Source organism: Paenibacillus rhizosphaerae, assembly GCF_014192015.1.
GTDB lineage: Bacteria > Bacillota > Bacilli > Paenibacillales > Paenibacillaceae > Paenibacillus_AQ > Paenibacillus_AQ rhizosphaerae.
On the sequence record NZ_JACHXJ010000002.1, the window covers coordinates 476,107 to 501,722 of the forward strand.

The following is a 25,616-nucleotide window of genomic DNA, read 5'->3' on the forward strand; positions in this document are numbered from 1 at the left end:
CAATGAATTTGCGGGTAAAATTGTTTACGGCATTTGTTACACTGATCATCGTTCCGCTGTGCGTGCTGGGCGTCGTTACCTTTATAGTGACCTCTCATTCGATTGAGACCAAATACAGCCGGCAGACGGAATATTCCCTTAAAGCCATCAGCTACAGCATCAACAGCGTGCTGAAGCAGATGGACAACGTGACGGATAACGGCATCGCAACCTCGGTGTTTCATATGGCGCTGATCGCCAAGGACCCGACCAAACAGGATTTGAACGATGCCGAGCAGCTGAACCTGAACAACAGCCAGCGCAACTTCCGGAGCCTGCTGTACAATCATCCTGCCATCAGTTATGCCTATCTGTACAACCTGCAGGGCAGCGGGCCATCGAGCACAGTCTCCATTTTCACCAAGGAAGACTTTAATACGCTGTCATTTGAAGAGTTTAAAGCCCATCCGCTATATCAAGAGGTTATGGCCCTGAACGGGGTCCCCAAATGGCTCGGACCGCATGAATACCCGGAAATTACCGGATCCGACCCGGTGTTTACACAAATTCGGCTCATCAAGGAGCTGAGCTATTTTAAAAATATCGGGATCCTGGTGACCCAAATCAAAAACTGGGATATCGAGCTGATCTTCCGCAATTTGTCTTTAAACCGTGATATGCAGTCCACCGATTTTATGCTCGTGAACGATAAAGGACTGATTCTGTACGATCCGAATAAAGTGCTGGACGGCCAGCCAATTCAGTCCGTGATGAAGAGGGACGTCAAGTTCGGCGGAGATTTTCAGAGCTTCAAGACGGCGTTTAACGGGGAAAAAAGCATCGTTTCGATTTATCATATGAAAGAATATAACTGGAGCCTGGTTTCCGTCACATCGTGGAGCTCCCTGTCGCAGGAAACGCTGGTCTTTGCCAAATGGTTTATCGGCATTACGCTCGTCTGCCTTTTGGCGGCGGTGACCTTCAACATGGTCTTCATGAACCGAATTACGGGCTCGATCGCGGTCATCGTCCGCTTCATGCGTAAAGTGGAAGGCGGGGATTTCAATGTCCAGGTGCATCACCGGGGCAAAGACGAGCTGCATATTCTGGCGAAGGGCTTCAACGATCTGGTTGAACGGGTCAACGGCCTGTTTCAACAGATCCAGAAGGAGCAGAAGCAGAAGGCGAAGGCGGAGCTGCGGGTGCTCCAGGCCCAGATTAAACCGCATTTTCTGTTCAATACGCTCGAGTCGATCAACGTCCTTGCGGTTCAGAACGAAGGGGAGAAGGTCAGCGAAATGGTGCACCGGCTCGGTAACATTTTGCGGATCAGCATCCAGGACAATGAGGAGATTACGCTTGGCCAGGAAATCGAGCATTTGCAGAGCTATTTGGAAATCCAGAAATTCAGATTTCAGGATTTGTTTGAATATGAGATCGATATTCCGCTGGAGCTGCGGAGCCGCAGCGTGCTGAAGCTGACCCTGCAGCCGCTCGTCGAGAACTGCATCCAGCACGGCTTTGAAGGGATCGGCTATAAGGGCATGATTTATGTGTCCTGCTGGAAAGAGCGAGGCCGGCTCGTTCTGGAAGTGCAGGACAACGGCATCGGTATTAGTCCGCGGCAGCTGGCGGCTTTTGAATACATGAAGAGCGATAGCGGGGAACCGCCGGAAGAGAAGGACATGCAGGTGAACCACGAACGCAGGGGACTCGGTGTACGCAGCGTGGCCGACCGCATCCGGATTCACTACGGCGATGTATACGGGTTGTTCATTTGTTCGTCCGGCACCACCGGAACGATAATTCAATGTATCATACCAGACAACGAGTGGAGGGACTTGGATGATTCTGAACGTGCTGCTGGTTGATGATGAAGCCCCGATTTTGAACAATCTGAAAAGCGTTATTCCGTGGAGCGACATGCAGATGCAGGTGTACACCGCCCGGAGCGGACAGGAAGCGCTGGACATTTGCAGCCTCCATACTCCCGATATTGTGCTGTGCGACATTCGCATGCCCGTGATGGACGGCCTGACCCTGATCGGCGAGCTGCGCAGAAGCGGTTCCGCCGCCGAAATCATTCTGCTGACGGGATATCAGGAATTTGAGTATGCCCGGCAGGCGATCAAGTATAATGTCAGGGAGTACATCTGCAAGCCGATCCACTACAAGGAGCTGGAGAATACAATTCGTTCCGCCCGTGAGGATATTCTCCGGAAACGGCGCAGCGACCCGTTCCAGGTGACCGTCGCCCGGATTGAGGAGGACAGCAGGGACAGCGGGGCCAGAAAGAGCCCGCAGCAGCTGATGTCGGAAGCGATTCTTTATATCGGAGAGCGGCTTGGCAGCGATTTGGGCATCGAGGAGCTGGCTGGACACCTGGGCATCAGCTGCAGCTATTTCTGCCTGCTGTTCAAAAATCACCTCGGCGTCACCTTCGTCGAATATTTGACCGGCAAACGGATTGAAACCGCTAAATATCTGCTTACGCACAGCGACAAAAGCATCACGCAAATCGGCAGCAGCATTGGCTACCAGGAGCGGAGGTACTTTACCAAGGTGTTCCAGCGGCACACCGGGCTGACGCCGTCCGAATTCCGTGACCAGACCAAGGGAAGATCGGCCGGGTAGGGGCGTACGGATAGAGCAATATATGAATAGGGAGTGGGCATGTCATGTTAGTATCGGATCTTACGCTTGAGCAAAAAATCGGGCAAATGTTCATCTGCGGGTTCCACGCGCAGGAGCCGGATGAGCAAATCCGCCGTCTGATCGAAGAGTACCATGTGGGCGGCGTCATTTATTTCCGCCGGAACATCGGCGAGCCGGAACAAGTGGCCGCGATGTCTTCCTCCCTTCAGGAGATAGCTGCGAAGCAGGGGAAGCTGCCGCTGTGGATTGCTATTGACCAGGAAGGCGGCATGGTGGCCCGCATCGACCATCGGAGGGTGAGCCGCATTCCGGGAAATATGTCACTTGGGGCGACGGGAAACCCGGACTATACCTACCGGGTATCCGCCATCGGCGCTCAGGAGCTGCGCGCGCTTGGGATTAACATGAACTTCGCTCCTGTGCTTGACGTGAACAACAACCCGCGGAATCCGGTGATCGGCGTCCGATCGTTCGGCGAAGATCCGGAGAAGGTAGCTGAGCACGGCTCGGCCGCCATTCGGGCGTACCAGGAGCACGGTGTATCGGCGGCAGCGAAGCATTTTCCGGGGCATGGCGATACCAGCGTCGACAGCCATCTGGGGCTGGCATCGGTGGAGCACGGCATGGAGCGGCTGCGCGAGGTGGAGCTGAAGCCGTTCGTCCGGGCGATCCGGGACGGGGTGGACGTCATTATGACGGCACATGTCGTCTTCCCGGCCATCGAGAAGGAGGCGGTTCCGGCGACGCTGTCCAAAGCGGTGCTCACCGGCCTGCTTCGTGATCAGCTCGGTTATGAGGGTGTCATCGTGACCGACTGCCTGGAAATGCACGCGATTGCTAAGCATTTTGGCGTGGGCGAAGGCGCGGTGCGTGCGGTGGAGGCGGGAGCGGACATCGTCCTGGTCAGCCATACGCTTCAGGATCAAATCGAAGCGATTGAAGCGGTCAAGGCAGCCGTGCGCAGCGGAAGAATTCCGGTAAGCGTCATTGACGCTGCCGTGAACCGGATCCTGAAGCTGAAGGAGAAGCGGCTGCAGCCCCCAGCTACCCAAGGAGGCGCGCCTGCCTTCCTTGAAAGGCATGAAAAACCGGAGACCGAGCGGCTGCTGCGGGAAGTGGCAGCGGGCAGCATTACGCTCGTCAAAGACGAAGGACAGCTGCCGCTTCAGGAGGACCAGCGGGTCCTTGTCGTGTGGCCGGAGCTCCGCTCGGAGACACAGGTAGATGAGCCGTGGACGGAAGTGAAGACCCTCGGACAGGCGCTGTCGGAATACATACAGGACGTAAATGAGCTGACGATCAGCGCGGAGCCTGATCTGCACGAGGTCGAACAGGTGCTGGCCGCCGCCCAAGGTTATCGCCAGATCGTCATCGCCACATACACGGCGGGTGGCGGGCTTCCTGCAGGTCAGCGCAGACTCGTCGAAGGGTTGATCGCGCTACAGCCACAGCGGCTCGTGGTAGCCTCAACGCGGAACCCATACGATCTGGCGGCGGTACCTGCCTCGCCGGCATACCTGTGCTGCTACGAAAATACGCCTTATTTTATGGAAGGGCTGGCTTCCATTCTAGCGGGGCATGCTAAGGCGGAAGGGGCGCTGCCGGTTAGCCTTGGCAGTCAAACCACGACGTCCTAGGGAGCATGATGATCTGAAAGAAAAGGGCTTACGGAGTAGATTTACCAAAGGTTGGATGCCCAATTGGGATATCCTTCCTTTTTCTTTTGCGCATCTGTAAAATCGATAGCAACTTTTCGGGGAATGAAGCGTCTAATACTATGTCTTTTCAATGATATCAGAAAAAACATAACGCTTGATGGATCTGATGTCGGGGGGAACTAGCGTCAGCCTCTTTTTTTGTATGGGGTCGGGAGGCTCGTTAGAGTAGAACGTGATTTAAAAATGGGAGCAGAAGGAGTCTGGAGATGAATTTCAAGAAATTGACCATGATTGCAGTGTTAGCTGCATCACAAACCGCTCTGGTCTTGCCGGCCGGCGCGGAAACCGCGGTACAGGTCCAGCAAAATGCGGGAACGGTCCAAGGTGTAGACAATGCAGCGGCAAGCGCAGTCACCAATAACATCACGAGCAGTACAACCCATTCTGGCAATTCGGGCGCTGCAAGCACTAACGGTACTACAGGAACTGCAGGCACGTCCAGCACGACAGATACAACCGGGAATACAGGGGGAACGACTGGCACGCCGGGAACTGAAAGCGGTACAAGCAACACTACGACAACTACCGGCCAAGACACCACAGGTTCGGGAACCGCGGGAACGACCGGTAACGCTGAACAAGGCGCTGCTCCGAACGGCGGCACGACAGACGGAACAAGCACTTCCGATCAAACCGATGGCAGCACCGGGAACGCAAATGACGGTGGCCAAGCGGCGAACGGCCAAAACGCCGGCTCACAAGGAAACGAAGGACAGTCCGATGGCACGGCAGACGGCACCGCGATAACCACCGATCCGCAGGGGATTACGGCGACGGGAAGTACGACAACCGGTCAGGCCGGCCAGCTGATCCTCATGATGAACAGCAACAAAATGTACCAGGACGGCAAACTGTACTTGGCCGGGCAGCCGATGGCCGTCAAGAACGGAGTATCTTACGTGGCGATCCGCGCCATGGTGGAACGCGTTGGCCTGAAGCTGACGTATGACGCCAAGACGAAAGAAACGATTATTATCAAAGATAACAACGAGCTCCGGTTCAAAACCAACAGCAGCAGCTACCGCGTCAACGGAGAGGCGAAACCGATGAAGGGCCCTGCGTATCAGTACAAAAATACGTTTATGGTCCCGCTCACGTCGATCACGCAGGCGCTGGGCATTCCTTACACGGTCGACCAGCCTGGGAAGCGCGTCATTCTGAACCTATCGACGAAGCCGGTAGCGACGTTTAGCGTGGGTCCCACTGAGATTTTTGCAGGCGAAACGACGGTAAACTACATTTCCCAAGCGACCTCTCCTAACGGATTGCCAATCGTTGACGAGCGCTGGGAAGGGAAAGAGGACATGTTCCAAGAACCCGGACTGCATACGGTGACCCACTATGTTCAGGATTCCAGCGGACAGTGGAGTGATCCGTACAGCATCACGGTGAACGTGCTCAAGCCGAACGAGCCGCCGGTGGCCAGTTTTACAACCGACAAAGAACAATACAAAATGGGTGAACTGATCACCATTACCGACCAGAGTACAGATGATGAAGACGCAATCGTCAGCCGCGAATGGCTGAACGACCGCAAGGCGTTCTTCCAGCCTGGACCTCAGACGATTCGGCTCAAAGTTACAGACAAACACGGCGCGGTAAGCGAGTTCCAGCAGACCGTTGTCATTACGAACGAAACGTTGTACACCGAAGATGAATTCAATAAGCTCTTCACGCCGGTGGGAGACAAATTTACGTTCAACGGCGGATCGGTGCCTAGCTGGAAAACAGCGGCCTTCACGACAACTTCCGATCCAGCCACGCTGATCCGCAGCAACAGCCCGGAGACGGTATATTCCGAAGGCCTCCTGTATCAGGAAACGGCACTCGGAAGCACCCGGTTCATGCTCCACCATGTCAATGCGACCAACAAAAACATGCAGGTTTACGTCATTGCCACCAACACGATGCTCGATATGAACAACACGATCAACATCCAGAACTTCGGCATGGGCGGACCAAGCCCGTATGCGACAGGTCACGGCAAAGCGTCCGTTATGCGTTACTTCGATTCCATGACGAGCGGTTCGGGCCGTCAAGATATCACCCTCGCTCCTGGCGAGAGCAAGGTCATTATGACCAATATCAACAATATTAAAATCAAACCGGGTGAAGGCATCTCCGTATTGGCGGATGCATTCAGCAACTATCCGGTCAAATACAGCGTCATTATGCTCGACGCCACGAAGGATCCGCTTCAGTCACTGCCATTCCTTCCGGCCCTTGATCGTGACGTTCATAACCGGGGAACGTATCCGAATTCCGTCGTCAACATGTCTACCGACGAAGTGCTTGGCACCGGCGAAACGCGTATCGTTCTCGGTGATAACAACGTGGATCCGAACTTGAGGGGATTGGACGGGATTTATGGAACCGAAGCTTCCAATGCAGGCAACTTTGGTGTATTGTACAAAATCAAGCTGAACCGCGTCGCTCCGAATACGCTGATTACGCTTAACCCGCGCGGCGGCGTATACAGCGGCATCCTGCTCGTGAACGGCCAGCAGGTGCAGGCAGCCAACAACAGCCAGGAAGTCAATGCGCCGAACGAAACGAGCGTTCTGTACCGTACCGGCAACTATGAGCAAAGCGTAGAAATTTGGTACACACCGGCGCCTGGCAGCAACCTGCCGATCAACCTGCTCCTGATGCCGATGCCCCAGATGAAGCAGTAAGCGGATCATATTACGGAAGACAGCTATTATTCTTTTTATTCTTATAGGCAATGCAAAGACCCCCATCCACCGCAGCTGCGGTAGATGGGGGTCTTCTTTGTGTTTTTTATAATGCATTTGCTGCCGTATTGCTTTAGGAAGAGCTGCGGCTCTTCCATAACAGGAATATGAAGAACGGCGCGCCGACGGCCGATGTAAACACGCCGACCGGAATATCCAGCGGGGTGAACAGGTTGCGGGCGAGGACATCCGCCACGACGACGATGATGGCCCCGCTTAAGGCACTGGCCGGAAGCAGGGAGCCGTAAGATGACCCGATCAGCTTCCGAGCGATGTGGGGGGCGAGGAGGGCGACAAAACCGATCGCTCCGCCTACGGAGATGCCGGCCCCGGCGAGCCCGACGGCCATGAAGAGCAGGATCGTCCGGTCGCGCTCCACCCGGCTGCCGGCCCCGGCGGCCAAGTCGTCGCCGAGCTGCAGCATGTTGATGCGGCGGGCGAAGATGAGGCTGAGCGCGCCCAGCACGATGAACCAGGGCAGCATCATGTTGACATGCTTCCAAGAGCTGCCGTAAACGCTGCCCAGCAGCCAGTTAAAGGCCTTCTGTGCGACGTCTGTCGGGCCTGTGACGAGCAGCATCGTGGAAATGGCCGAAGCTACCGCCCCGATGCCGACGCCGATCAGGACCAGCATGAGCGGGTTGACGCCCTTTTTCCACGAGAGCACATAAATCAGCAGCGTGGTGAGCGCTGCGCCGACAAAGGCAGCCGGCGGCAGCCAGAACACGCTGGCCGACGGAATCAGGGTAATGATGGCCGTCGTCGCGACGGAGGCGCCGCTCGTGACGCCCATAATGTCCGGGGAAGCCAGGGGATTACGGATTAGTCCCTGCGTAATCGCTCCGGACATGGCGAGGCAGGCCCCGACCAATGCGCCGACGATGACCCTAGGAAGCCTGAGCTTCTGCACGACCACGACGTCCAGCTTGTTCCCTTGGCCGAAGATCGCCTGGGTCACTTCCCAGGGGTTCACGTATTTCGTGCCGAAGCCGATGCTGATGATGACCGCAAGCAGCAGGACAATGGCCAGAATGATCAGGATAGCGATCTGGCGTCTCGATGTGAGAAAGGAAACCGCATCCCCGCCCATTCGGACGCTGACGGGGCCTTTCGGTCTGGATGAACGGCTCATTGGCGAAGCAACCCCTTTCTGGCAGCGTGGATGAAGAACGGCACTCCGATGATCGCCGTCATGACGCCGATCGGGATCTCCCGGGGCATGGCGATAAAGCGGGAGGCAATATCCGCAAGAAGGAGCAGGATGCCTCCCAGCAGTGCGCTGTAGGCGACCAGCCAGCGGGTATCCCTGCCGACAAGAGCCCTGGCGATATGTGGGATGACCAGCCCGACAAACCCGATCGGTCCGGCGACCGCGACCGAGCTGCCTGCCAGCACGACGATGAGCAGTCCCATGGTCAGCTTGAGGAGCACGGTCTTCTGCCCCAGGCTCCGTGCCACGTCCTCGCCGAGCATGAGCGTGTTGACGGACGAGGCGATGAGAAGGGCGACGATCCAAGCCGCAAGCATGTAAGGCAGAAGCCCCAGCAAAATGCTCAGGCTCCGGCCTTCAACGGAACCGGACATCCAGAACAGCACTTCCTCCATCGCCCGGCCGCTAATGATGAGCATGCCGTTGGTCAGCGAGCTGCAGAAGGCGGTAATGGCCGCCCCGGCGAGCGTAATTTTCAGCGGCGTTAAGCCCTGCCGCCCGGCGGAGCCGAGAACAAAAACGAACAGACAGCTGACAGCCGCCCCGAGGAAAGCGATCCAGGTGAAGGAAGCGAGCGAGCTGACGCCGAGCAGGACGAATGAAGCTACGACAAGCAGGGAGGCGCCGGCATTAATGCCGAATATTCCTGCATCCGCAAGCGGATTTTTGGTCAGGGATTGCAGCAGCACACCGCAAATTCCCAGGCTTCCGCCGACGAAGGCGCCGATCAGCGCGCGCGGCACGCGGACGTCACGGACGATAATATGCTCATTGCTCCCATTAAACGAAGTGAAGGCTTCGACAACTTCCCTCCAATTGGTGCTGTGCACCCCAAAGAGGATGCTGGCTGCAACACATAAGAGCAGGAGGACGAGCCCTGCGATCAAACCGGTCCATTTGGCAGATGATCTATGTAACCATTCCGGCTGCACGGCATACCCCTCTTTTCAATCAGGCTGTAAATAACATATTAAAGTTTAAGTGGAGCGCATAGGCTTGTCAATGAGGCTGATTCTCAATTTCAGTAGATGTTTTTTGGACTTCAATGCAGGAAGTTTATTGACAATGCTGGCGCTATGAATTAGGATTAGGACGATACTGAGAATCATTATCAGGAGATTAGAAGGGGAGAGCTTTTACTTATGAGAAAATGGAACGGCCTTATACTTATGTTGTTGGCTGCTGTGCTGGTATTGTCCGCATGCGGCAAAGACAGCGGCAGCGGCAGCACCGCTTCCGGAAGTACAGGAGAGAGCAGTACGGAAGCAGGAGCTTCGAACGATGCGGATCGCACGATTGATACGGTTATGGGGCAGGTCAAAGTACCGGCACATCCGAAGAAAATCGTCGTTTTGACGAATGAAGGAACCGAAGCGCTGCTGTCCATGGGAATCAAACCGGTGGGTGCCGTTAAATCCTGGACCGGAGACCCATGGTATCCCCATATTAAGGATCAAATGCAGGACGTAGAAAATGTGGGCGACGAAGGCCAACCGAACGTGGAAGCGATCGCTGCGCTTGAACCGGACCTCATTCTGGGCACGAAAATGCGCCAGGAGAAAATTTACGAGCAGCTGTCCGCCATCGCTCCAACCGTATTTTCCGAAACGCTCCGAGGTGAGTGGAAAGAAAACTTCAAGCTGTGGGCCGATGCGGTCGACGAGAAAGAAAAGGGCGATCAGGTGCTGGCCGACTATGATAAGCATGTGGCTGACGTGAAAGCACAGATCGGCGACAAATTGAGCACGAAAGTGTCGATGGTCCGGTTTATGCCGGGCAAGGCGCGGATTTACTATAACGACACGTTCTCCGGCATTATTTTGAAGGAAATCGGCCTCGCCCGCCCGGCGGTGCAGGATAATCCCGGATTCTCCGACGATGTCGGCAAAGAGCGCATTCCGGACATGAACGGCGACATTTTGTTCTACTTTACCTATGAAACCGGCGACGGCGAAGGCAGCAAGATGGAGAAGGAGTGGACCGAAGACAAACTTTGGAAGAACCTTGATGTGGTCAAGAAGGGCAACGCCCATCGCGTGGACGACGCCATCTGGAACACCGCCGGCGGGGTAATCGCAGCCAATCTGATGCTCGACCAGCTGGTATCCTATTTTAAATAAATCAAAGCGCACGCAGGGGGCTCCGTCAGGGGTCCCCTGCTTCATTGACGGAGGACGGGATTTGATGCATTATAAATAGTAGACAAATGTTGTAAACAAGAGTGGCTTTCGGCTTTAAGCATAGAATGGGAGGATGAGCGTATGCTTTCGACGGAGAAGATTATTGACGCCATGTCCGAGCAGGGACTGCGCATAACCGACCAGCGCAAGACGCTCGCCAAATTATTTGGTGAACATTCGGGTTATTTGTCAGCCAAGGATGTCTATGAGTTCATGGGCAAAAAATATAGCGGACTCAGTTTCGATACCGTATACCGCAATCTTCGAGTCATGCAGGAGCTGGGCGTTCTCGAACAGATCGTGTTTGAGGACGGGGTCAAATTTAAAGCCAGCTGCAGCGAAGACCACCACCATCATCACATGATCTGCCTGCAATGCGAGAAGACGTATCCGATCAGCTTCTGCCCGGTGTCGATGGCGGATACGCCAGACGAATTTCAGGTCGTGAAGCATAAATTTGAAGTATTCGGATATTGTAAAGACTGCCGGCAGCCTGCGGATGCGGGACTGAATGCCAATCCGGCGTCCGGGCGTATCGGGGAGCATTGATGCCATGGGCGTATCGCGAAGAATCGTCCAAGGACCGATTATCATATACCGCAAATACATTTCGCCGTTAAAACCGCCGACCTGCCGCTTCTACCCGACGTGCTCGGCCTACGCAATGGAAGCGATCGAGGTGCATGGGGCCGCCAAAGGATCGTGGCTTGCCATGAAACGGATCGCCAAGTGCCATCCGTTTCATCCGGGCGGAGTGGATCTGGTTCCCCCGCGCAAGGAGAAGGAAGGCGCAGGCGCCCCTCATCCTTCCGATGGCGAGGGACACCTGACTTGACACGCGGCATGCGGGTTCAGTATATTATGGAATATATGACATTTCCGAGGAACGGATGAGTAAGAGAACGGTAGCTTATTGCAGAGAGCCGGGGCAGCTGAAAGCCGGTATAAGCGAAGTCTCCGAAGATGGTCCGGGAGGAACCGCTTTCGAGCAGCATCTTTAATAAGGGGATGCGTAAGGGAGCGGCGTGATCCAGCGATAATGGACAGTGCGCGGCTGAGACAGGCCGGTACTGATGGAGCCTGCCGCCTGCGAAGGCGCAGGGAATTTGGGTGGTAACACGTGAGGAATCTCTCGTCCCATTAGGGGCGGGAGTTTTTTTGTATCCTCGGGGCCCCCGCAAAGTACCTGAATAGGGTATCACAGCAAAAGCCCCACTTCGTGGGGTTATTTTGTGTTCACACAGAAGATACAGGAACGCCGATTTTGGAAAGGAAGATGAACAATGGCTGACAAGAAAACATTTTATTTGACGACGCCGATCTATTATCCCAGCGACAAGCTGCATATCGGCCATGCATACACGACCGTGGCCGGCGATGCCATGGTTCGTTACAAGAAGCTGCGCGGCTACGATGTGCGCTATTTGACGGGAACCGACGAACACGGTCAGAAGATCGAGCGCAAGGCCGCTGAAGCAGGCAAGACGCCGCAGCAGTTCGTCGACGACATCGTGGCGGGGATCAAGGAGCTGTGGAAGAAGCTCGACATTTCCAACGACGACTTTATCCGGACGACGGAACCGCGTCATACGAAGGTGGTTCAGGAAGTGTTTGAACGCCTGCTGGCGCAGGGCGATATTTATAAGGGAGAGTACGAAGGCTGGTACTGTACGCCGGATGAATCGTTTTTCCTGGAACGGCAGCTGGTAGACGGCAAATGCCCGGACTGCGGTCGGCCGGTTGAACGCGTCAAGGAAGAGAGCTATTTCTTCCGGATGAGCAAATATGTGGACCGGCTTCTCCAATACTATGAAGACCATCCGGACTTTATTCAGCCGGTGTCCCGCAAGAACGAAATGATCAACAACTTTATCAAGCCGGGACTGGAAGACCTGGCGGTGTCCCGGACAACCTATGAATGGGGCGTCAAGGTGAAAAGCGATCCGAAGCACGTCATTTACGTCTGGATCGACGCGCTGCTGAACTACACCACCGCGCTGGGCTACGGCTCGGAAGATACAAGCCTGTTCGACAAATACTGGCCGGCTGACGTTCATCTCATGAGCAAGGAAATCGTCCGCTTCCATACGATCTACTGGCCGATCATCCTGATGGCGCTCGACCTGCCGCTGCCGAAGAAAGTGTTTGCACACGGCTGGCTGCTGATGAAGGACGGCAAGATGTCCAAATCGAAAGGCAACGTCGTAGATCCGGTCACGCTCATCGACCGTTACGGTCTGGACGCCCTTCGCTATTACCTGCTGCGCGAGGTTCCGTTCGGCGCGGACGGCACGTTTACGCCGGAGAGCTTCGTGGAGCGCGTTAACTCTGATCTGGCCAATGACCTCGGCAACCTCCTGAACCGCACGGTGGCGATGGTGGACAAATATTTCGAGGGACGGGTTCCGGCGTACCGCTCCGGCGTGACTCCGTTTGACTCGTCGCTGGAGGAAGCGGCGAAGGATGTATACGGTAAAGTTGAAGAAGCGATGGAAAATATGGAGTTCTCCGTTGCGCTGACGGCCATCGGCCAATTTATCAGCCGCAGCAACAAATATATCGACGAAACGCAGCCATGGGCGCTGGCAAAAGACGAGGCGAAGCGCGAAGAGCTGGCGTCCGTCATGTCCCACCTCGTCGAAAGCCTGCGGATCGGCTCGATCCTGCTGCAGCCGTTCCTGACCCAGGCTCCGCTGAAGATTTGGGGGCAGCTGGGCATTCAGCAAGGTGAGCTGACCGAATGGGACAGCGGCAAGACGATCGGCTTGATTCCGGAAGGAACGCAGCTGGTGAAAGGCAATCCGATCTTCCCGCGCCTGGATGCGGAAGAAGAGGTCGCGTACATCAAGCAGGCGATGACCGGATCCGAAGCTCCCGCGAAGGAAGCGGAAGCCGGCAAGGCGGCCGAAGCAGCCGCGCCGCAGGATGCGCCTGAGCTGAAGGAAGAAATCGGCATTGAGGATTTTGCCAAGGTCGAACTGCGCGTGGCCCAGGTTATCGCCTGCGAGCCTGTCAAGAAAGCCGACAAGCTGCTCAAGCTGCAGCTTGATCTCGGCTTCGAGCAGCGGCAGGTTGTATCAGGTATCGCGAAGTTCTATACGCCGGAAGAGCTGGTCGGCCGCAAGGTCATCTGCGTCACCAACCTGAAGCCGGTGAAGCTGCGCGGTGAGCTGTCGCAGGGCATGATTCTGGCGGCATCCCAAGGCGATCAGCTGACGCTGGCGACAGTGCCGGACAGCATGCCGAACGGAGCGGTCGTGAAGTAGGAGCGCTTAGATAGAGCACCTAAAGGTAAGCATGGTTTAAATGGATCATAGGAAGACGGAATCCCGCAAGCAGCGGGCTTCCGTCTTTTTGTCGTCCAGACATAAGGGATATCGATCTCGTGGAAGACACTCAAGATCCAAAAAGTTCCGTTTCGTTGGCACACATCGTTCACTTTCCACTGGTAATTTTTCAACCAAGGTTGACAAATAAAATAAGCCCATTCATAATCTTATTAGTAAAAGTTACGATTAGTGGGAGCGTACATCTGTGAATATGAGAAATGTGATCAAGCGGATGCTGGCGCCTGCGTTTCTTCTGATGGCGATGCTGGTTTTTACCGGCTGCGATAACTCGGGGAACGCACAGCTGGATCCGGATAAAGTAAATGTCATTACGACGTTTTATCCGATTTATGAGTTTGCCAAGGAAATCGGCGGCGAGGACGCCAACGTCATCAATTTGCTGCCAGCCGGTGTCGAACCGCATGATTGGACGCCGCGAAGCCAGGATATCGTAAACACGTCCAAGTCGCAATTGTTTTTATATAACGGAGCCGGTCTCGAAGGCTGGGTACCGAATTTTCTGAAGGGGCTGAACCGGGACTCCAAGGTGAAGGCCGTTGAGGTCAGCCAAGGCATCCAGCTGATCGAAGGCGAAGAAGACGGCGGGCATGATCTCGAAGGCGAGGGCATGGGGACCGGGCACAAGCATCACATCGACCCCCACACTTGGGTCAGCCCGAAATCAGCCATCATTATGGCCGAGAACATCAAGAACAGCTATGTGGAGGCCGATCCGCAGCATGCGCAGGCTTACGAAGCGCGATACGCCGAGCTCAGCCGGAAGCTGCAGGAGCTTCACCGCAAGTTCGAGACGGAGCTGTCACAGGTTCCGCGTCACAAAATCGTCGTGTCCCATCAGGCCTTCGGCTACTTGTGCCGCGATTACGGCTTGGAGCAGCATCCCATCATGGGCTTGTCTCCGGATGCCGAGCCCCGTGCCCGCGATTTGGTGGAGCTGTCGAACCTGGTGAAGTCGGAAGGAATCAAGTATATCTTTTTCGAAGAGCTGGTCTCCGACCGGCTGGCCAAAACGCTGGCTTCCGAGACCGGAGCGACCGTGTCCGTCCTGAACCCCCTCGAAGGGCTGACGAAGGAAGAGCAGGAGCAGGGCGACGACTATTTTACCTTGATGGACAAAAATTTGCATAACCTCATTCTCGCATTACAATAAATGAAGCAACTAACAGAAAGGCGGATTTCGTATGTTTACGCCGATGATGGACGATTGTCATCAACCGATTATCGAGATGGAGAACATCTCCTTTTCATACAGGGACCAAAAGGTCATCAACGATCTGAACTTTACCGTGAAAGAACGCGATTTTGTCGGCATTATCGGCTCCAACGGGGCGGGCAAGACGACGCTGCTGCGGATGATCGTCGGCCTCCTGCCCAGCGGCCAGGGCAGCATCCGGCTGTTCGGCCAGCCGATTCGCAGGTTCAAAGACTGGGAGCGGGTAGGCTATGTCCCGCAGAAAAATTCGTTTAACCCTTTGTTCCCGGCTACCGTTCGCGAGGTGGTTCTCTCCGGGCTCTACAATAATAAAAACCTGTTCCGCCGGGTAAACAGACATATGCAGCAGCAGTGTGACGATGCGCTTGAGGTCATGCGGATTCAAGACATCGCCAGCAAACGGATCGGCGAGCTGTCAGGCGGCCAGCAGCAGCGCGCTTTCCTTGCGCGGGCGTTGATCAACAACCCGGATCTGCTCATACTGGACGAGCCTACCGTGGGCATTGACGCGGAGACGCAGGCCGGATTTTTCGAGCTGATTACCCACATGCACCGGCATCATCATATGACGCTGCTGATGGTTTCGCACGATATGGACATGATTGAGGGATATTTGGGCGAGAAACCGAAGCAGAAAAACGGCAAGATTGAATTTTTCGTCAGACATTCCCATGAGATTCAGGACTGCGAGGTTCAGGACCTGCAGCACTCATTATCATAACAGCACCATCGTTATCAAAATATTAAAAGCAGTCGAAGGAGTCGTTATTGTTGGCTATAGAAATTATCCTCAGTGATTTTTTTCAAAGAGCGCTTGCCGGCGGTCTGCTGATCGGGATCACCGCACCGCTGATCGGCATCTTTCTCGTGCTGCGGCGCCTGTCCATGATCGGGGACACGCTTGCGCATGTCACGATCGCCGGAGTGGCGCTCGGTTTTCTGATTGAGCTGTATCCCCTGGGGGCAGGTCTTGTATTTGCGGTTCTGGCTTCCTTTGCGATAGAAAAGCTCAGAAAAGCTTATAAAAGCTATGCCGAGCTGTCGATAGCGATCATTATGTCCGGCGGCGTTGCGCTGGCTTCTTTGTTTTTCACACTCGGGATGGGTTACAATACAGATGTGATGAGCTATTTGTTCGGCAGCATTTATACGCTGGATACCCAGGATCTGTACGTGGTAGGGGCTGTGACGCTGCTCGTCGTGGTTGTTATTACGCTCTTTTTCAAAGAGTTTTTCCTGCTGAGCTTTGAAGAAGACGCCGCGAGCGTAAGCGGTCTGCCTGTGCGCATGATGAACATGCTGATCACCGTCCTGACGGCCCTCGTTATCAGCACGGCCATCAAAATCGTCGGCGCTTTGCTCGTATCGGCACTGCTGACCATTCCTGTCGCTATCAGCCTCCTGATCGCCAGAAGCTTCAAATCTTCCGTCATCCTGTCGGTGGTTATTTCGGAGATTGCGGTTGTGGGAGGACTTGTGATTGCCGGCGTATGGAACCTGGCTCCGGGAGCAACCATCGTGCTGCTGCTGATTGCGCTGCTGATCTTGACGATGGCGGGCAAGAAGGGATTATCAACGTAGGAGGTACTTGTCCTTTGTCCAACTTGAATATTTGGCTTGCCTTCTTCGCCGGACTGGCTTCCTTTATTTCTCCGTGCTGCCTGCCGCTGTACCCTTCCTACATTTCCTACATTACCGGGATGTCGGTGCAGACGTTGAAGACGGAGCAGAATAAAAAAGAAGTCCGTTTCCGGACGATGAGTCATACGCTGGCCTTTATTTTAGGTTTTTCCGCCGTATTCTATACGCTTGGCGTCGGGGCCGGTTTGTTCGGCAACTTCTTTAACAACAACCGGGACCTGATCCGCCAGCTGTCGGCGCTGTTAATCATTTTGATGGGGCTGTTTCTGATCGGCATCTTTCAACCGCGCTTTTTGATGCGCGAATTCAAGATGGATCTGAAGTTCAAGCCCGCTGGTTATATAGGTTCTTTTATTTTCGGAATCGGCTTCTCCGCGGGATGGTCTCCTTGCGTCGGCCCGATCCTGGCGGCGATCATCGCTTTGGCGGCGACCGAACCCGGTGCATGGTTTCCGCTGATTACGGCGTATACCGTCGGATTTGCCATTCCATTTTTTGTACTTGCCTTTTTCATCGGGTCCACCAAGTGGATCGTGAAGTACTCGGGGATGATGATGAAAATCGGCGGGGCGCTCATGCTGTTTATGGGCGTACTTCTGTTCACGAACCAAATGACCAAAATTACGATTTGGTTGCAGGCCATCACGCCCGAATGGCTTAAGTTTTAGGTGAAATAGTCGATGGTAGCTTCCGGAAAGTGTTCAAAAATCCGCTCTGTGATAAACTCGCGCAGGGCGTTTTGCTGTTCGTCCGGATACACGTATTTAAATTGGCCCCAGCGTCCCCACTTTTGCTTGCGCCTCGCGATATCCATTTCCAGTTTGGTTTTGGGATAGCGCTGCTCAATGATATTTTTGGCGGTTTTCGTGAAGCGGTGCTGAATCATTTCGAACGTCAAGTCCTTCGTCGCCTCGGCAGGGAGCGTGTCCGCCAGACGCTTCAGAAGCTCGGCATAGCCATCCTGCCAGCCGTCATACCAAATGATCGGGGCGATGATGAAACCGAGCGGATAGCCGGCCCTGGCGACCTTTCCGGCGGCCTCGATCCGTTCCTCGAAGTGCGATGTGGACGGCTCGAAGTTGCGGATGACGTAGTCCGAATTGATGCTGAACCGGATGCGGGTATGTCCGTTATGCTTCAGCGAGAGCAGCGGATCGACATGATGGTACTTGGTCACGAACCGGAGTCTGCCGAATTCTTCGCCGGCCATAAAGGTAATCAGTTCCGCCAGAGAGCCCGTAATATGCTCGAGTCCAACCGGGTCTGAAGTACAAGCCGCTTCAAATCGGGTGATTTCCGGCGCGCGTTCCTCGATGTATTGCTTGGCGGCGCCAATGATATCGGGTGTGTTCACATAGACTCGGACATAGGGCTTGGCACCGAGCGTCGTCTGCAGATAGCAGTAATGGCAGTGACCCATGCATCCGGTTGAGATCGGAATGGCGTATTCGGCCGAAGGCTTGGACTGGTCGAACTTCAGCGTCTTCCGCACGCCGACGACGAGGGTTCGCTTGGCGTTTCTGTATTTTTCCTGATCGGTTTCGCCTGGTAAATTGGTGATCCGGTTATGAGAGCTGGTCATACGGTAAGGGATGTCTTTGGACTTGACCCATTCCATGATGTGCCGGCCTTTGGGATAGTTCAGCGCATCCGGTTCAAAATAAACAAGATCGGGGACAAACGGCTTTGTCGGCCGCAGCGTCCGCCGGGACTTTTCTTTAACACCAGTACCCATAGAACGACTCCTTTCCAGGAAAATATGCGGGCTTCAGTATAGTATGTGTGCAGGGGGCAGGGGCAACCCGTGGCAATAACTGATCAGGTTGGGGAGAGCGCGGCGGCGGCAGGACTTGCCAAGTCCTCTTGAGAACATGTATCATTACAAGAGCAGGTAATCGGGCCAGATGATTGACGTTTATTAAAGAAGAGAGGGAATATAATGCCAACGCCCAGCATGGAGGATTATTTGGAGCGTATCTATAAATTGATTGACGAGAAAGGATACGCGCGTGTTTCGGACATCGCCGAAGGCTTGGAGGTTCATCCCTCGTCCGTTACCAAAATGATCCAGAAATTGGACAAGGACGAATATTTGATTTATGAAAAATACCGCGGCCTTGTTCTGACTAGCAAAGGTAAGAAAATGGGCAAACGCCTGGTCGACCGGCATCAGCTTCTGGAGGAATTCCTGACGATGATCGGGGTTCAGCAGGAAAATATTTATGGAGATGTCGAAGGCATCGAGCACCACTTAAGCTGGGATTCCATAACGCGTATCGAGACGCTGGTGGAATATTTCCGCCGGGATGGACAGCGTCTGGAGGAGCTGCGGAACATTCATAATGAATTGGTCAGCGATTCGTAAACAAGGCATCTGTCCGAACCCTCAAACGACAGGTGCCTCTTTCATTCCCAGCACGTAATCCGGTGATTTCCAGCCAAGACTGGCAAACCCGCGTGCACACGCAGCAAAGGCTGCAGCTTTTCTGCCCGATCGGTCGTTCGCGCTTTACTCAGCAGATCATGATTTCAAGGTTGTATGATGCCGGATGGTGATCTCTAGATAGCGCGCGGATGACCGATTTTTTTACCCGCAAATCTATCAATAATGGAGGATTAGTAGAATGGCGTTTCGGAAGTTTCATAGGTGGATCGTGGCATCGCTGCTGTTGGTGCTGCTGATTCCGTTTACGGGGCAGCAGCAGGCCAAGGCTGCAAACATCATCACGATGGTCCTGGACGGGAAGCAGCTGGTCAGCGATATTCCCCCGTACATCATGCCAAAAGTGAATGTGACGATGGTTCCAATCCGCGTGATCAGCGAAGGGCTGGGGGCGGCCGTCGCATGGAATCAAAGCGCGAAAACCGCCGATATTTCAGGCGGAAGTCATACGATTACGTTGACCAGCGGCAAAAAGACGGCTTTGGTGGATGGAGCCTCCGTCGCCCTTGATGCCTCCGTGCAGCTTCGGGGCGGCCGCGTGCTGGTCCCTCTCCGTTTTGTCGGGGAACAGCTCGGTCTGCAGGTGGACTGGGACCAGGTGACAAGAACGATTACCTTAACATCAAATGCTTACATACCTACCGAGCCGCCTGGTGAATCGGGGGGAAGCGGCTCCGGCCAGCTCCGTGGCGCCTGGATCTCGACAGTATATAACCTGGATTGGCCGACAACGTCCTCATACGGCAAAATCGAGCAGCAGAAGCAGGAATATTCCGCTTTACTTGACAAGCTGCAGGCCATGGGACTGAACGCGGTGTTCGTTCAGGTTCGGACGGCCGGAGATGCGCTCTACCCTTCGAATCTGGTTCCGTGGTCGAAGGTGCTTACCGGCACGCAAGGCAAAGATCCGGGATATGATCCGCTCCAGTATATGGTCGAGGAAACCCACAAGCGGGGGATGCAGTTCCATGCCTGGTTCAACCCGTTCCGGGCTAATCTGGACACGACCACGAGCAAGCTGGCGGCCAATCATGTGGCGGTTCAGCATCCCGACTGGGTCGTATCCATCAATAACCAGCTGATCATCAACCCGGGCATTCCGGAAGCAAGGCAGCATATTATCGACGTCGTGATGGAAGTCGTGAATAAGTACGATATCGACGGTGTCCATCTGGACGATTATTTCTATCCGTCGAGCGGAACGTTCAGCGATGACGCCGCATTCACAGCCTATAATTCGCAGGGCTTGAGCAAAGCGGATTGGCGCCGCGATAACATAAACCAATTCGTGCAGCGGCTGGGTCAGTCGATTCACGCGTCCAAGCCAGCCGTTCAGTTTGGCATCAGCCCATTCGGCGTATGGCGCAACCAGTCCAACGATCCGACGGGTTCCGATACCAAAGCCAGCGTAACGGCGTACGACTCCATGTACGCGGATGTGAGAACCTGGGTGAAGCAGCGATGGATCGATTACGTGGCACCGCAAATTTATTGGAGCATGTCCTTCAAAATCGCCCAATATGACAAGCTCGTCGACTGGTGGGCGCAAGAAGTGCAGGGCACCGGAGTGGATCTCTATATCGGTCATGCCCCGTACAAGCTGGGAACCGCCGAAGCTGGATGGCAGTCGGCGCAGGAGATCATCAACCAGCTTCAATACAATACGAAATACGACGCAGTCAAAGGCAGCATCTTCTACAGCGCCAAGGATCTGCTCAAAAATCCGCTTGGCATTGTTCAGGCGCTGACCGCCTATTACCAGCAATGATAAATTCATAGAACATTGTCATGAATGAACCCCCGTGCTCATATCTTACTGTGGGATAATGAGAGACGGGGGTTTTATTATGATCGTCAACGCGGTGTTCGAGGGCGGCGGAGTGAAAGGCATATCGCTGGCAGGAGCCGTCAAGGCTGCGGAGCAAGCCGGGGTAGTATTTAACCGGGTGGCGGGTACCTCGTCGGGTTCCATTGTGGCGGCGCTGCTGGCGGCGGGGTTTTCGGCCGACGAGATGAGCGAGATCGTGAAGACGACCCCCTTTGAGTCCTTTCTTCACCGCGCGCCTATATTCAATACCAAAGTGATCGGACCCGCCACGCGCTTGCTGCTGAAGAAAGGGCTGTATTCAGGGGAAGCGCTCGAAGTCTGGATCCACCATATTTTGGCGGCCAAAGGGGTCAAGACGTTTGCGGATATCCCCCAAGGCAAGCTGATGATCATCGCCTCGGATATTACGAACGGGCGCATTCTGGTGCTTCCGGAAGACCTGGGCAAGCTGGGCGCCAACCCGTCCAGGTTTGCGGTTTCCAAGGCTATCCGGATGAGTACGAGCATTCCGTACTTTTTTGACCCGGTCATGCTGAGAATGACAGGCGAAGCGGCCAGGGGAAAATCGTTCGTCGACCAGTTTGTCTATATCGTAGATGGAGGGCTGCTCAGCAATTTCCCGCTGTGGCTCTTTGACGACGCTGCGGAAGGGGCCGGACAGAAGCCGGTTCCGACGATCGGATTTCAAATGGTCGGCAGAACGACGAACAAACCCCATCTGATCCGCGGGCCGATCAGCATGCTGCAGGCGATGTTTGAAACGATGCTGTCCGCTCATGATGAGCGGTACATCGAGCAGGAGAACCGTATCCGGACGATCAAAATTCCGACCCTCGGCGTCGGAACGACGCAGTTTCATATTACACCGGAAGAAAGCCAGCAGCTGTATGAGTCCGGCTTGCAGGCAGGGAAAAAATTTTTCGCGGGCTGGAAGCCGTGACATAAGGGGAAAAATAAAAGGCATTCGCTGGTCCTCCGTTGGAAGGAGGGGCGAATGCCTTGTTTTCGATATTTGTTCAAACTGCGCTTAGTGGTATTTCGGTTGTTGATCGTCATTCTTACCCTTTGAGCCTTCAATCACCTGGAAAGGGTAATTTTTGCGTTTGGCGGATGGTTGACCGCGTTTGGACGCATTGTATTTCTCCATCGTACGCTGTGACGGCTTAACTTTGGGCCGCTTGTTGTAACGGGCAGGCGGGAATTTGTACAGCAGGAAAACGACACCGAACACGATCAAGGGCACAAGCAAACTCATAAGCGATCCTGCACCGCCAAAAAAAATGTTGCTGAGCAGTCCGATGGCAGCCAGTACAATGGCAATCCAGAAAATTACAGCCTGCCTTTTCATGTCATCTCATCCTTTCAGGGGATCCAAGACTCCGTTTCTCACAGGTTGTTCCGCCCCGGGAGCTTCCTCCATCCGGGCGTCAAGCTCGAGCATGCGGTTGAAGGAGGCGATGGACACCTCTACCTGGTCATCCTTGGGTTCCTTCGTAGTCAACAGCTGAAGCCAAAGGCCCGGGTAACCGAGATACCGCAGCACCGGTACGTCGCGCAGCGCGTTGGTCAGTTTCAGAAATTCAAACGAAATGGCGATGACGACCGGAAGCAGGATGATCCGCTGCAGAACCCGCTGCGTCATATTATCCCACGGAACGAGCGAATAAATCAGCACGCCCAGCACGATCGTCAGCATCATGAAACTGCTGCCGCAGCGGTAATGCAGCCGGCTGTGCTTTTGCACGTTGGCTACCGTCAGCTCTTCTCCCGCTTCATAGGTGCTGATCACCTTATGCTCCGCTCCATGGTACTGGAACAACCGCTTGATGACCGGGGTCTGGGAAATGCCCCATAGGTAAACGAGCAGCAGCAGCAGTTTAATGCCGCCTTCTATAAGGTTATGCAGGATATAGTTGTCAAACATCTTGCCGAAAATGAAATTCTCCAAAAATACAGGCACCAGCGTCAGCACCAGCTTGCCCACGAGAAACGATAGTACGCCGACCGCGGCCACGCCGATGATCATCCCTAAGCTCCAGCCGGATTCCTCTTTCTCCTTTTGCTTGGCGCGCTCCTCCGGCTCCACTTCGTCATCCGCGTAGGATTCCGCCGAGTAATTCAGGTGCTTCGTACCTTTGGCGCTTGCATCTATAATACTGACAATACCGCGAAGGAAAGGGATTTTGCGCAATTTGCCGACCCAAGGCTTATCCTCGCGCGGCACCTCCAAAAATGTAATCTCCTGATTCTTCCGCCGCACAGCGGTGACATTGACGTGCTTACCGCCAAACATAACGCCTTCAATGACGGCTTGGCCACCGTAGCTGACCGTTTTGGATTGCTCCGACAAACAATTCACCTTCCCCGAATGATTAGTTGTGATGCCTTTATTGTAACGAATTTCCCGTGCGATTTCTAGTTGGATTAGCCCCGGCCCGAAATGAACATACTAAGAAAAACAAAAAGGGTGATATTCAAAGTGAGTTCTCAAGGAGCTGCAATCCGGCAGCATACGAATACAGGCCATACCAATCCGCTTGCTTTCTCGCTGGAGCTCGGCTTTTTTGCCGGTTTGTTCTGGGGGGCGGTTCACTGGGTTTTCCACTGGCTGCATTTCACGATCGTCATCCCGGCCTTTTTGGCCGAGCCTTTCTTCAAGCATTCTTTTTTGAAAAGCGGGGCCGGAGATCTGCTTGGCTGGCTCTTTTTTATTGCGTTTTCCATAGTCGCGGCAGTCATCTATACGCTGCTGTTCCGGAAACTGGCCGGTCCGTGGCCGGGTATCATATACGGTATCTGCTGGTGGGCCGTCTTATTTGTGGCGGGTCCCGCCTTCGGCATGATGAACCGTCTCAATCATCTGACATGGAATACGATCGTCACCGAGTTTTGCTTGTACCTGCTGTGGGGGCTGTTCATCGGATATACGGTGGCCTTTGAATTTACGGATGAGCGCAAGCGGGAACCCGGCAGGGCCAAGGCGCACTAGAGCAAAAAAACTTCTCAAGAAGACATCCCCTATGTTAAAATAGCAGATGGTTATTTGACGACAAAGGGTGGGAATACCATTTTGAGAACCATTTGGGTGATCAACGGACCGAACCTGAATCTGCTCGGACTCCGGGAGCCTGGCGTGTACGGCTCTCAAAGTCTTGCGTCGATTGAAGAAGGCCTGCTTGAGAAAGCGGAGGCCCTGGGCGTGTCCGTCACATTTTATCAGTCCAACCATGAGGGAGATATCATTGACAGGATCCATGCCGCGCTGGGTCATGCCGACGGCATCGTTCTGAATCCGGGCGCGCTGACTCACTACAGCTATGCCGTCCGGGACGCCATCAGTTCCGTTAAAATTCCGACGGTGGAAGTCCATTTGTCGAACATCCACGCAAGGGAGACGTTCCGCCATACTTCCGTGATTGCTCCCGTGGCCGTAGGTCAAATTGCCGGATTCGGCGCTGTCAGCTATGAACTTGGCATGATGGCACTGCTGCGCCACTTGGAAAGTCAGGGACAGTAGTCGCTGCCTCTTTCCCCGGGGAAAGCTGTACATGAGAGAGGAGTGTAACGATGAGCATCAATCGAGTGAACAAGCTGCGTGAAGCGATGCAGCAATCCAATGTGGAAGCCATGTTTGTAACCAGTTCCATTAACCGCCGCTATTTAACGGGATTTACCGGTTCATCGGGATATGTCCTCATCACTTTGCATGATGCGTACCTCCTGACCGATTTTCGTTACATGACCCAGGCACCGCAGCAAGCGAAGGGATTTACGATCGTCGAGCACGGGCCGAAGGTGACGGAAACGGTGAAGGAACTGCTGGCTTCCGCAAACATCGGCAAGCTTGGATTCGAGCAGGATGACGTATCTTTTGCAGGATACACTGCTTACGCGGAGCAGCTCAAACCGATCCAGCTCGTGCCGGTTTCGGGCCTCGTGGAGAAGCTGCGTATCTTCAAGGATGACGAAGAGCTGAAGGTAATGCAGAGAGCGGCGGACCTGGCCGACGATACGTTCAAGCATATTCTCGGGTTTATCAAGACGGGAATGACGGAGCGGGAAGTCGATCTGGAGATGGAGTTTTATATGCGCCGCCACGGTGCCACTTCTTCCTCCTTCGATACGATCGTCGCTTCCGGAGAGCGTTCCGCCATGCCGCACGGTGTTGCCAGCGAACGGGTAATTGCCGGAAACGAGCTCATCACGTTCGACTTCGGCGCATTGCTTGACGGGTACTGCTCCGATTTGACGCGGACGATTGCGATCGGGGATCCGGATCCGAAGCTTAAAGAAATTTATGACATTGTGCTGGAAGCCCAGCTCCACACACTCCAGAACATCAAGCCGGGAATGACCGGCCGCGAAGCGGACGCGCTTGCCCGCGATATGATTACGAAGTACGGTTACGGCGACAATTTTGGCCACAGTACGGGGCACGGCCTCGGCATGGAGGTTCATGAAATGCCTCGCCTGTCCAAGCTGAGCGACGATGTGTTGAAGCCGGGCATGGTCGTGACCGTGGAACCGGGAATTTACCTGCCGGGTCTCGGCGGCGTACGCATTGAAGACGATATTGTGATCACGGAGACGGGGATTGTGATCTTGACGCATTCGTCAAAAGATTTCACCGTTTTACCGGCGTGATAAATGCAATATATACTTAA

Annotated in this window: 23 protein-coding genes; 18 read left to right on the top strand and 5 right to left on the bottom strand. The window is 54.5% G+C overall.

Going from position 1 to position 25,616, the window contains the following annotated elements; all coding sequences use genetic code 11:
* Nucleotides 1-2 precede the first annotated feature (2 nt).
* From FHS19_RS10685 to FHS19_RS10700, 4 genes are all read left to right on the top strand, one after another.
* On the top strand, nt 3-1,850 hold the full coding sequence (locus FHS19_RS10685) for a cache domain-containing sensor histidine kinase (RefSeq protein ID WP_183581848.1): 1,848 nt from the start codon (nt 3-5) through the stop codon (nt 1,848-1,850).
* The gene (locus FHS19_RS10690) at nt 1,825-2,613 is read left to right on the top strand and encodes a response regulator transcription factor (RefSeq protein WP_221223897.1); all 789 of its coding nucleotides are present in this window, start codon (nt 1,825-1,827) and stop codon (nt 2,611-2,613) included. Before FHS19_RS10685 ends, FHS19_RS10690 begins: the two co-directional genes overlap by 26 nt.
* Before the next feature lie 44 nt (nt 2,614-2,657).
* Entirely contained in the window at nt 2,658-4,271 is a 1,614-nt protein-coding gene (nagZ, locus tag FHS19_RS10695; protein WP_183581849.1) for a beta-N-acetylhexosaminidase, read from the top strand.
* Between the two features lie 287 nt (nt 4,272-4,558).
* Nucleotides 4,559-7,027: a copper amine oxidase N-terminal domain-containing protein gene (locus tag FHS19_RS10700; protein WP_183581850.1), complete on the top strand. Its 2,469-nt coding sequence runs from the start codon at nt 4,559-4,561 to the stop codon at nt 7,025-7,027.
* 133 nt (nt 7,028-7,160) lie between these two features.
* Here FHS19_RS10700 and FHS19_RS10705 read toward each other — a convergent pair whose 3' ends face one another.
* Both FHS19_RS10705 and FHS19_RS10710 read right to left on the bottom strand, forming a co-directional pair.
* Nucleotides 7,161-8,219: a FecCD family ABC transporter permease gene (locus FHS19_RS10705; RefSeq protein ID WP_246426538.1), complete on the bottom strand. Its 1,059-nt coding sequence runs from the start codon at nt 8,217-8,219 to the stop codon at nt 7,161-7,163.
* On the bottom strand, nt 8,216-9,229 hold the full coding sequence (locus tag FHS19_RS10710) for a FecCD family ABC transporter permease (RefSeq protein ID WP_183581851.1): 1,014 nt from the start codon (nt 9,227-9,229) through the stop codon (nt 8,216-8,218). Before FHS19_RS10710 ends, FHS19_RS10705 begins: the two co-directional genes overlap by 4 nt.
* Nucleotides 9,230-9,439: 210 nt before the next feature.
* On the opposite strand from FHS19_RS10710, the gene FHS19_RS10715 reads away from it, so the two are divergent.
* The 8 genes from FHS19_RS10715 (at nt 9,440) to FHS19_RS10750 (ending at nt 17,349) form a co-directional block, all read left to right on the top strand.
* Nucleotides 9,440-10,417 (top strand): ABC transporter substrate-binding protein, encoded by a 978-nt coding sequence (locus tag FHS19_RS10715; protein ID WP_183581852.1) that lies wholly within the window; start codon nt 9,440-9,442, stop codon nt 10,415-10,417.
* Between the two features lie 141 nt (nt 10,418-10,558).
* Nucleotides 10,559-11,026, top strand: coding sequence for a Fur family transcriptional regulator (locus FHS19_RS10720; protein ID WP_183581853.1), 468 nt, complete (start codon nt 10,559-10,561; stop codon nt 11,024-11,026).
* Between the two features lie 4 nt (nt 11,027-11,030).
* Nucleotides 11,031-11,312: a membrane protein insertion efficiency factor YidD gene (yidD, locus tag FHS19_RS10725; protein ID WP_183581854.1), complete on the top strand. Its 282-nt coding sequence runs from the start codon at nt 11,031-11,033 to the stop codon at nt 11,310-11,312.
* Nucleotides 11,313-11,760: 448 nt separating this feature from the next.
* On the top strand, nt 11,761-13,743 hold the full coding sequence (gene metG / locus FHS19_RS10730; protein WP_183581855.1) for a methionine--tRNA ligase: 1,983 nt from the start codon (nt 11,761-11,763) through the stop codon (nt 13,741-13,743).
* Between the two features lie 274 nt (nt 13,744-14,017).
* Nucleotides 14,018-14,977 carry a metal ABC transporter substrate-binding protein gene (locus FHS19_RS10735; protein ID WP_183582895.1) on the top strand — a complete coding sequence of 320 codons (960 nt, stop codon included), beginning with the start codon at nt 14,018-14,020 and terminating at the stop codon, nt 14,975-14,977.
* Between the two features lie 76 nt (nt 14,978-15,053).
* Nucleotides 15,054-15,761 (top strand): metal ABC transporter ATP-binding protein, encoded by a 708-nt coding sequence (locus tag FHS19_RS10740; protein WP_446686413.1) that lies wholly within the window; start codon nt 15,054-15,056, stop codon nt 15,759-15,761.
* Between the two features lie 56 nt (nt 15,762-15,817).
* Nucleotides 15,818-16,621, top strand: coding sequence for a metal ABC transporter permease (locus FHS19_RS10745; protein WP_183582897.1), 804 nt, complete (start codon nt 15,818-15,820; stop codon nt 16,619-16,621).
* A gap of 14 nt (nt 16,622-16,635) precedes the next feature.
* On the top strand, nt 16,636-17,349 hold the full coding sequence (locus tag FHS19_RS10750) for a cytochrome c biogenesis CcdA family protein (RefSeq protein WP_183581856.1): 714 nt from the start codon (nt 16,636-16,638) through the stop codon (nt 17,347-17,349).
* Here FHS19_RS10750 and splB read toward each other — a convergent pair.
* Nucleotides 17,346-18,416: a spore photoproduct lyase gene (splB, locus tag FHS19_RS10755; RefSeq protein WP_183581857.1), complete on the bottom strand. Its 1,071-nt coding sequence runs from the start codon at nt 18,414-18,416 to the stop codon at nt 17,346-17,348. The genes FHS19_RS10750 and splB overlap by 4 nt on opposite strands.
* 204 nt (nt 18,417-18,620) lie before the next feature.
* Between splB and mntR the strand changes: the two genes are divergently transcribed.
* From mntR to FHS19_RS10770, 3 genes are all read left to right on the top strand, one after another.
* A complete protein-coding gene (gene mntR / locus FHS19_RS10760) occupies nt 18,621-19,046 on the top strand; it encodes a transcriptional regulator MntR (protein ID WP_076169997.1) in 426 nt (141 codons plus the stop codon).
* Between the two features lie 259 nt (nt 19,047-19,305).
* Nucleotides 19,306-20,892 (top strand): family 10 glycosylhydrolase, encoded by a 1,587-nt coding sequence (locus FHS19_RS10765; RefSeq protein ID WP_183581858.1) that lies wholly within the window; start codon nt 19,306-19,308, stop codon nt 20,890-20,892.
* Between the two features lie 79 nt (nt 20,893-20,971).
* Nucleotides 20,972-21,892 (top strand): patatin-like phospholipase family protein, encoded by a 921-nt coding sequence (locus FHS19_RS10770; protein ID WP_183581859.1) that lies wholly within the window; start codon nt 20,972-20,974, stop codon nt 21,890-21,892.
* An 87-nt stretch (nt 21,893-21,979) separates the two neighbouring features.
* Here FHS19_RS10770 and FHS19_RS10775 read toward each other — a convergent pair whose 3' ends face one another.
* Nucleotides 21,980-22,300: an SA1362 family protein gene (locus tag FHS19_RS10775; RefSeq protein ID WP_183581860.1), complete on the bottom strand. Its 321-nt coding sequence runs from the start codon at nt 22,298-22,300 to the stop codon at nt 21,980-21,982.
* A 6-nt stretch (nt 22,301-22,306) separates the two neighbouring features.
* Nucleotides 22,307-23,302, bottom strand: coding sequence for a DUF1385 domain-containing protein (locus FHS19_RS10780; protein ID WP_183581861.1), 996 nt, complete (start codon nt 23,300-23,302; stop codon nt 22,307-22,309).
* Nucleotides 23,303-23,431: 129 nt separating this feature from the next.
* On the opposite strand from FHS19_RS10780, the gene FHS19_RS10785 reads away from it, so the two are divergent.
* From FHS19_RS10785 to FHS19_RS10795, 3 genes are all read left to right on the top strand, one after another.
* Complete coding sequence (locus tag FHS19_RS10785; protein WP_312887196.1) at nt 23,432-23,941, top strand: YqhR family membrane protein; 510 nt, start codon at nt 23,432-23,434, stop codon at nt 23,939-23,941.
* Between the two features lie 81 nt (nt 23,942-24,022).
* On the top strand, nt 24,023-24,469 hold the full coding sequence (gene aroQ / locus FHS19_RS10790) for a type II 3-dehydroquinate dehydratase (protein ID WP_116229636.1): 447 nt from the start codon (nt 24,023-24,025) through the stop codon (nt 24,467-24,469).
* 50 nt (nt 24,470-24,519) lie between these two features.
* Nucleotides 24,520-25,596, top strand: coding sequence for a M24 family metallopeptidase (locus tag FHS19_RS10795; RefSeq protein ID WP_183581863.1), 1,077 nt, complete (start codon nt 24,520-24,522; stop codon nt 25,594-25,596).
* The last annotated feature ends 20 nt before the right edge of the window (nt 25,597-25,616 follow it).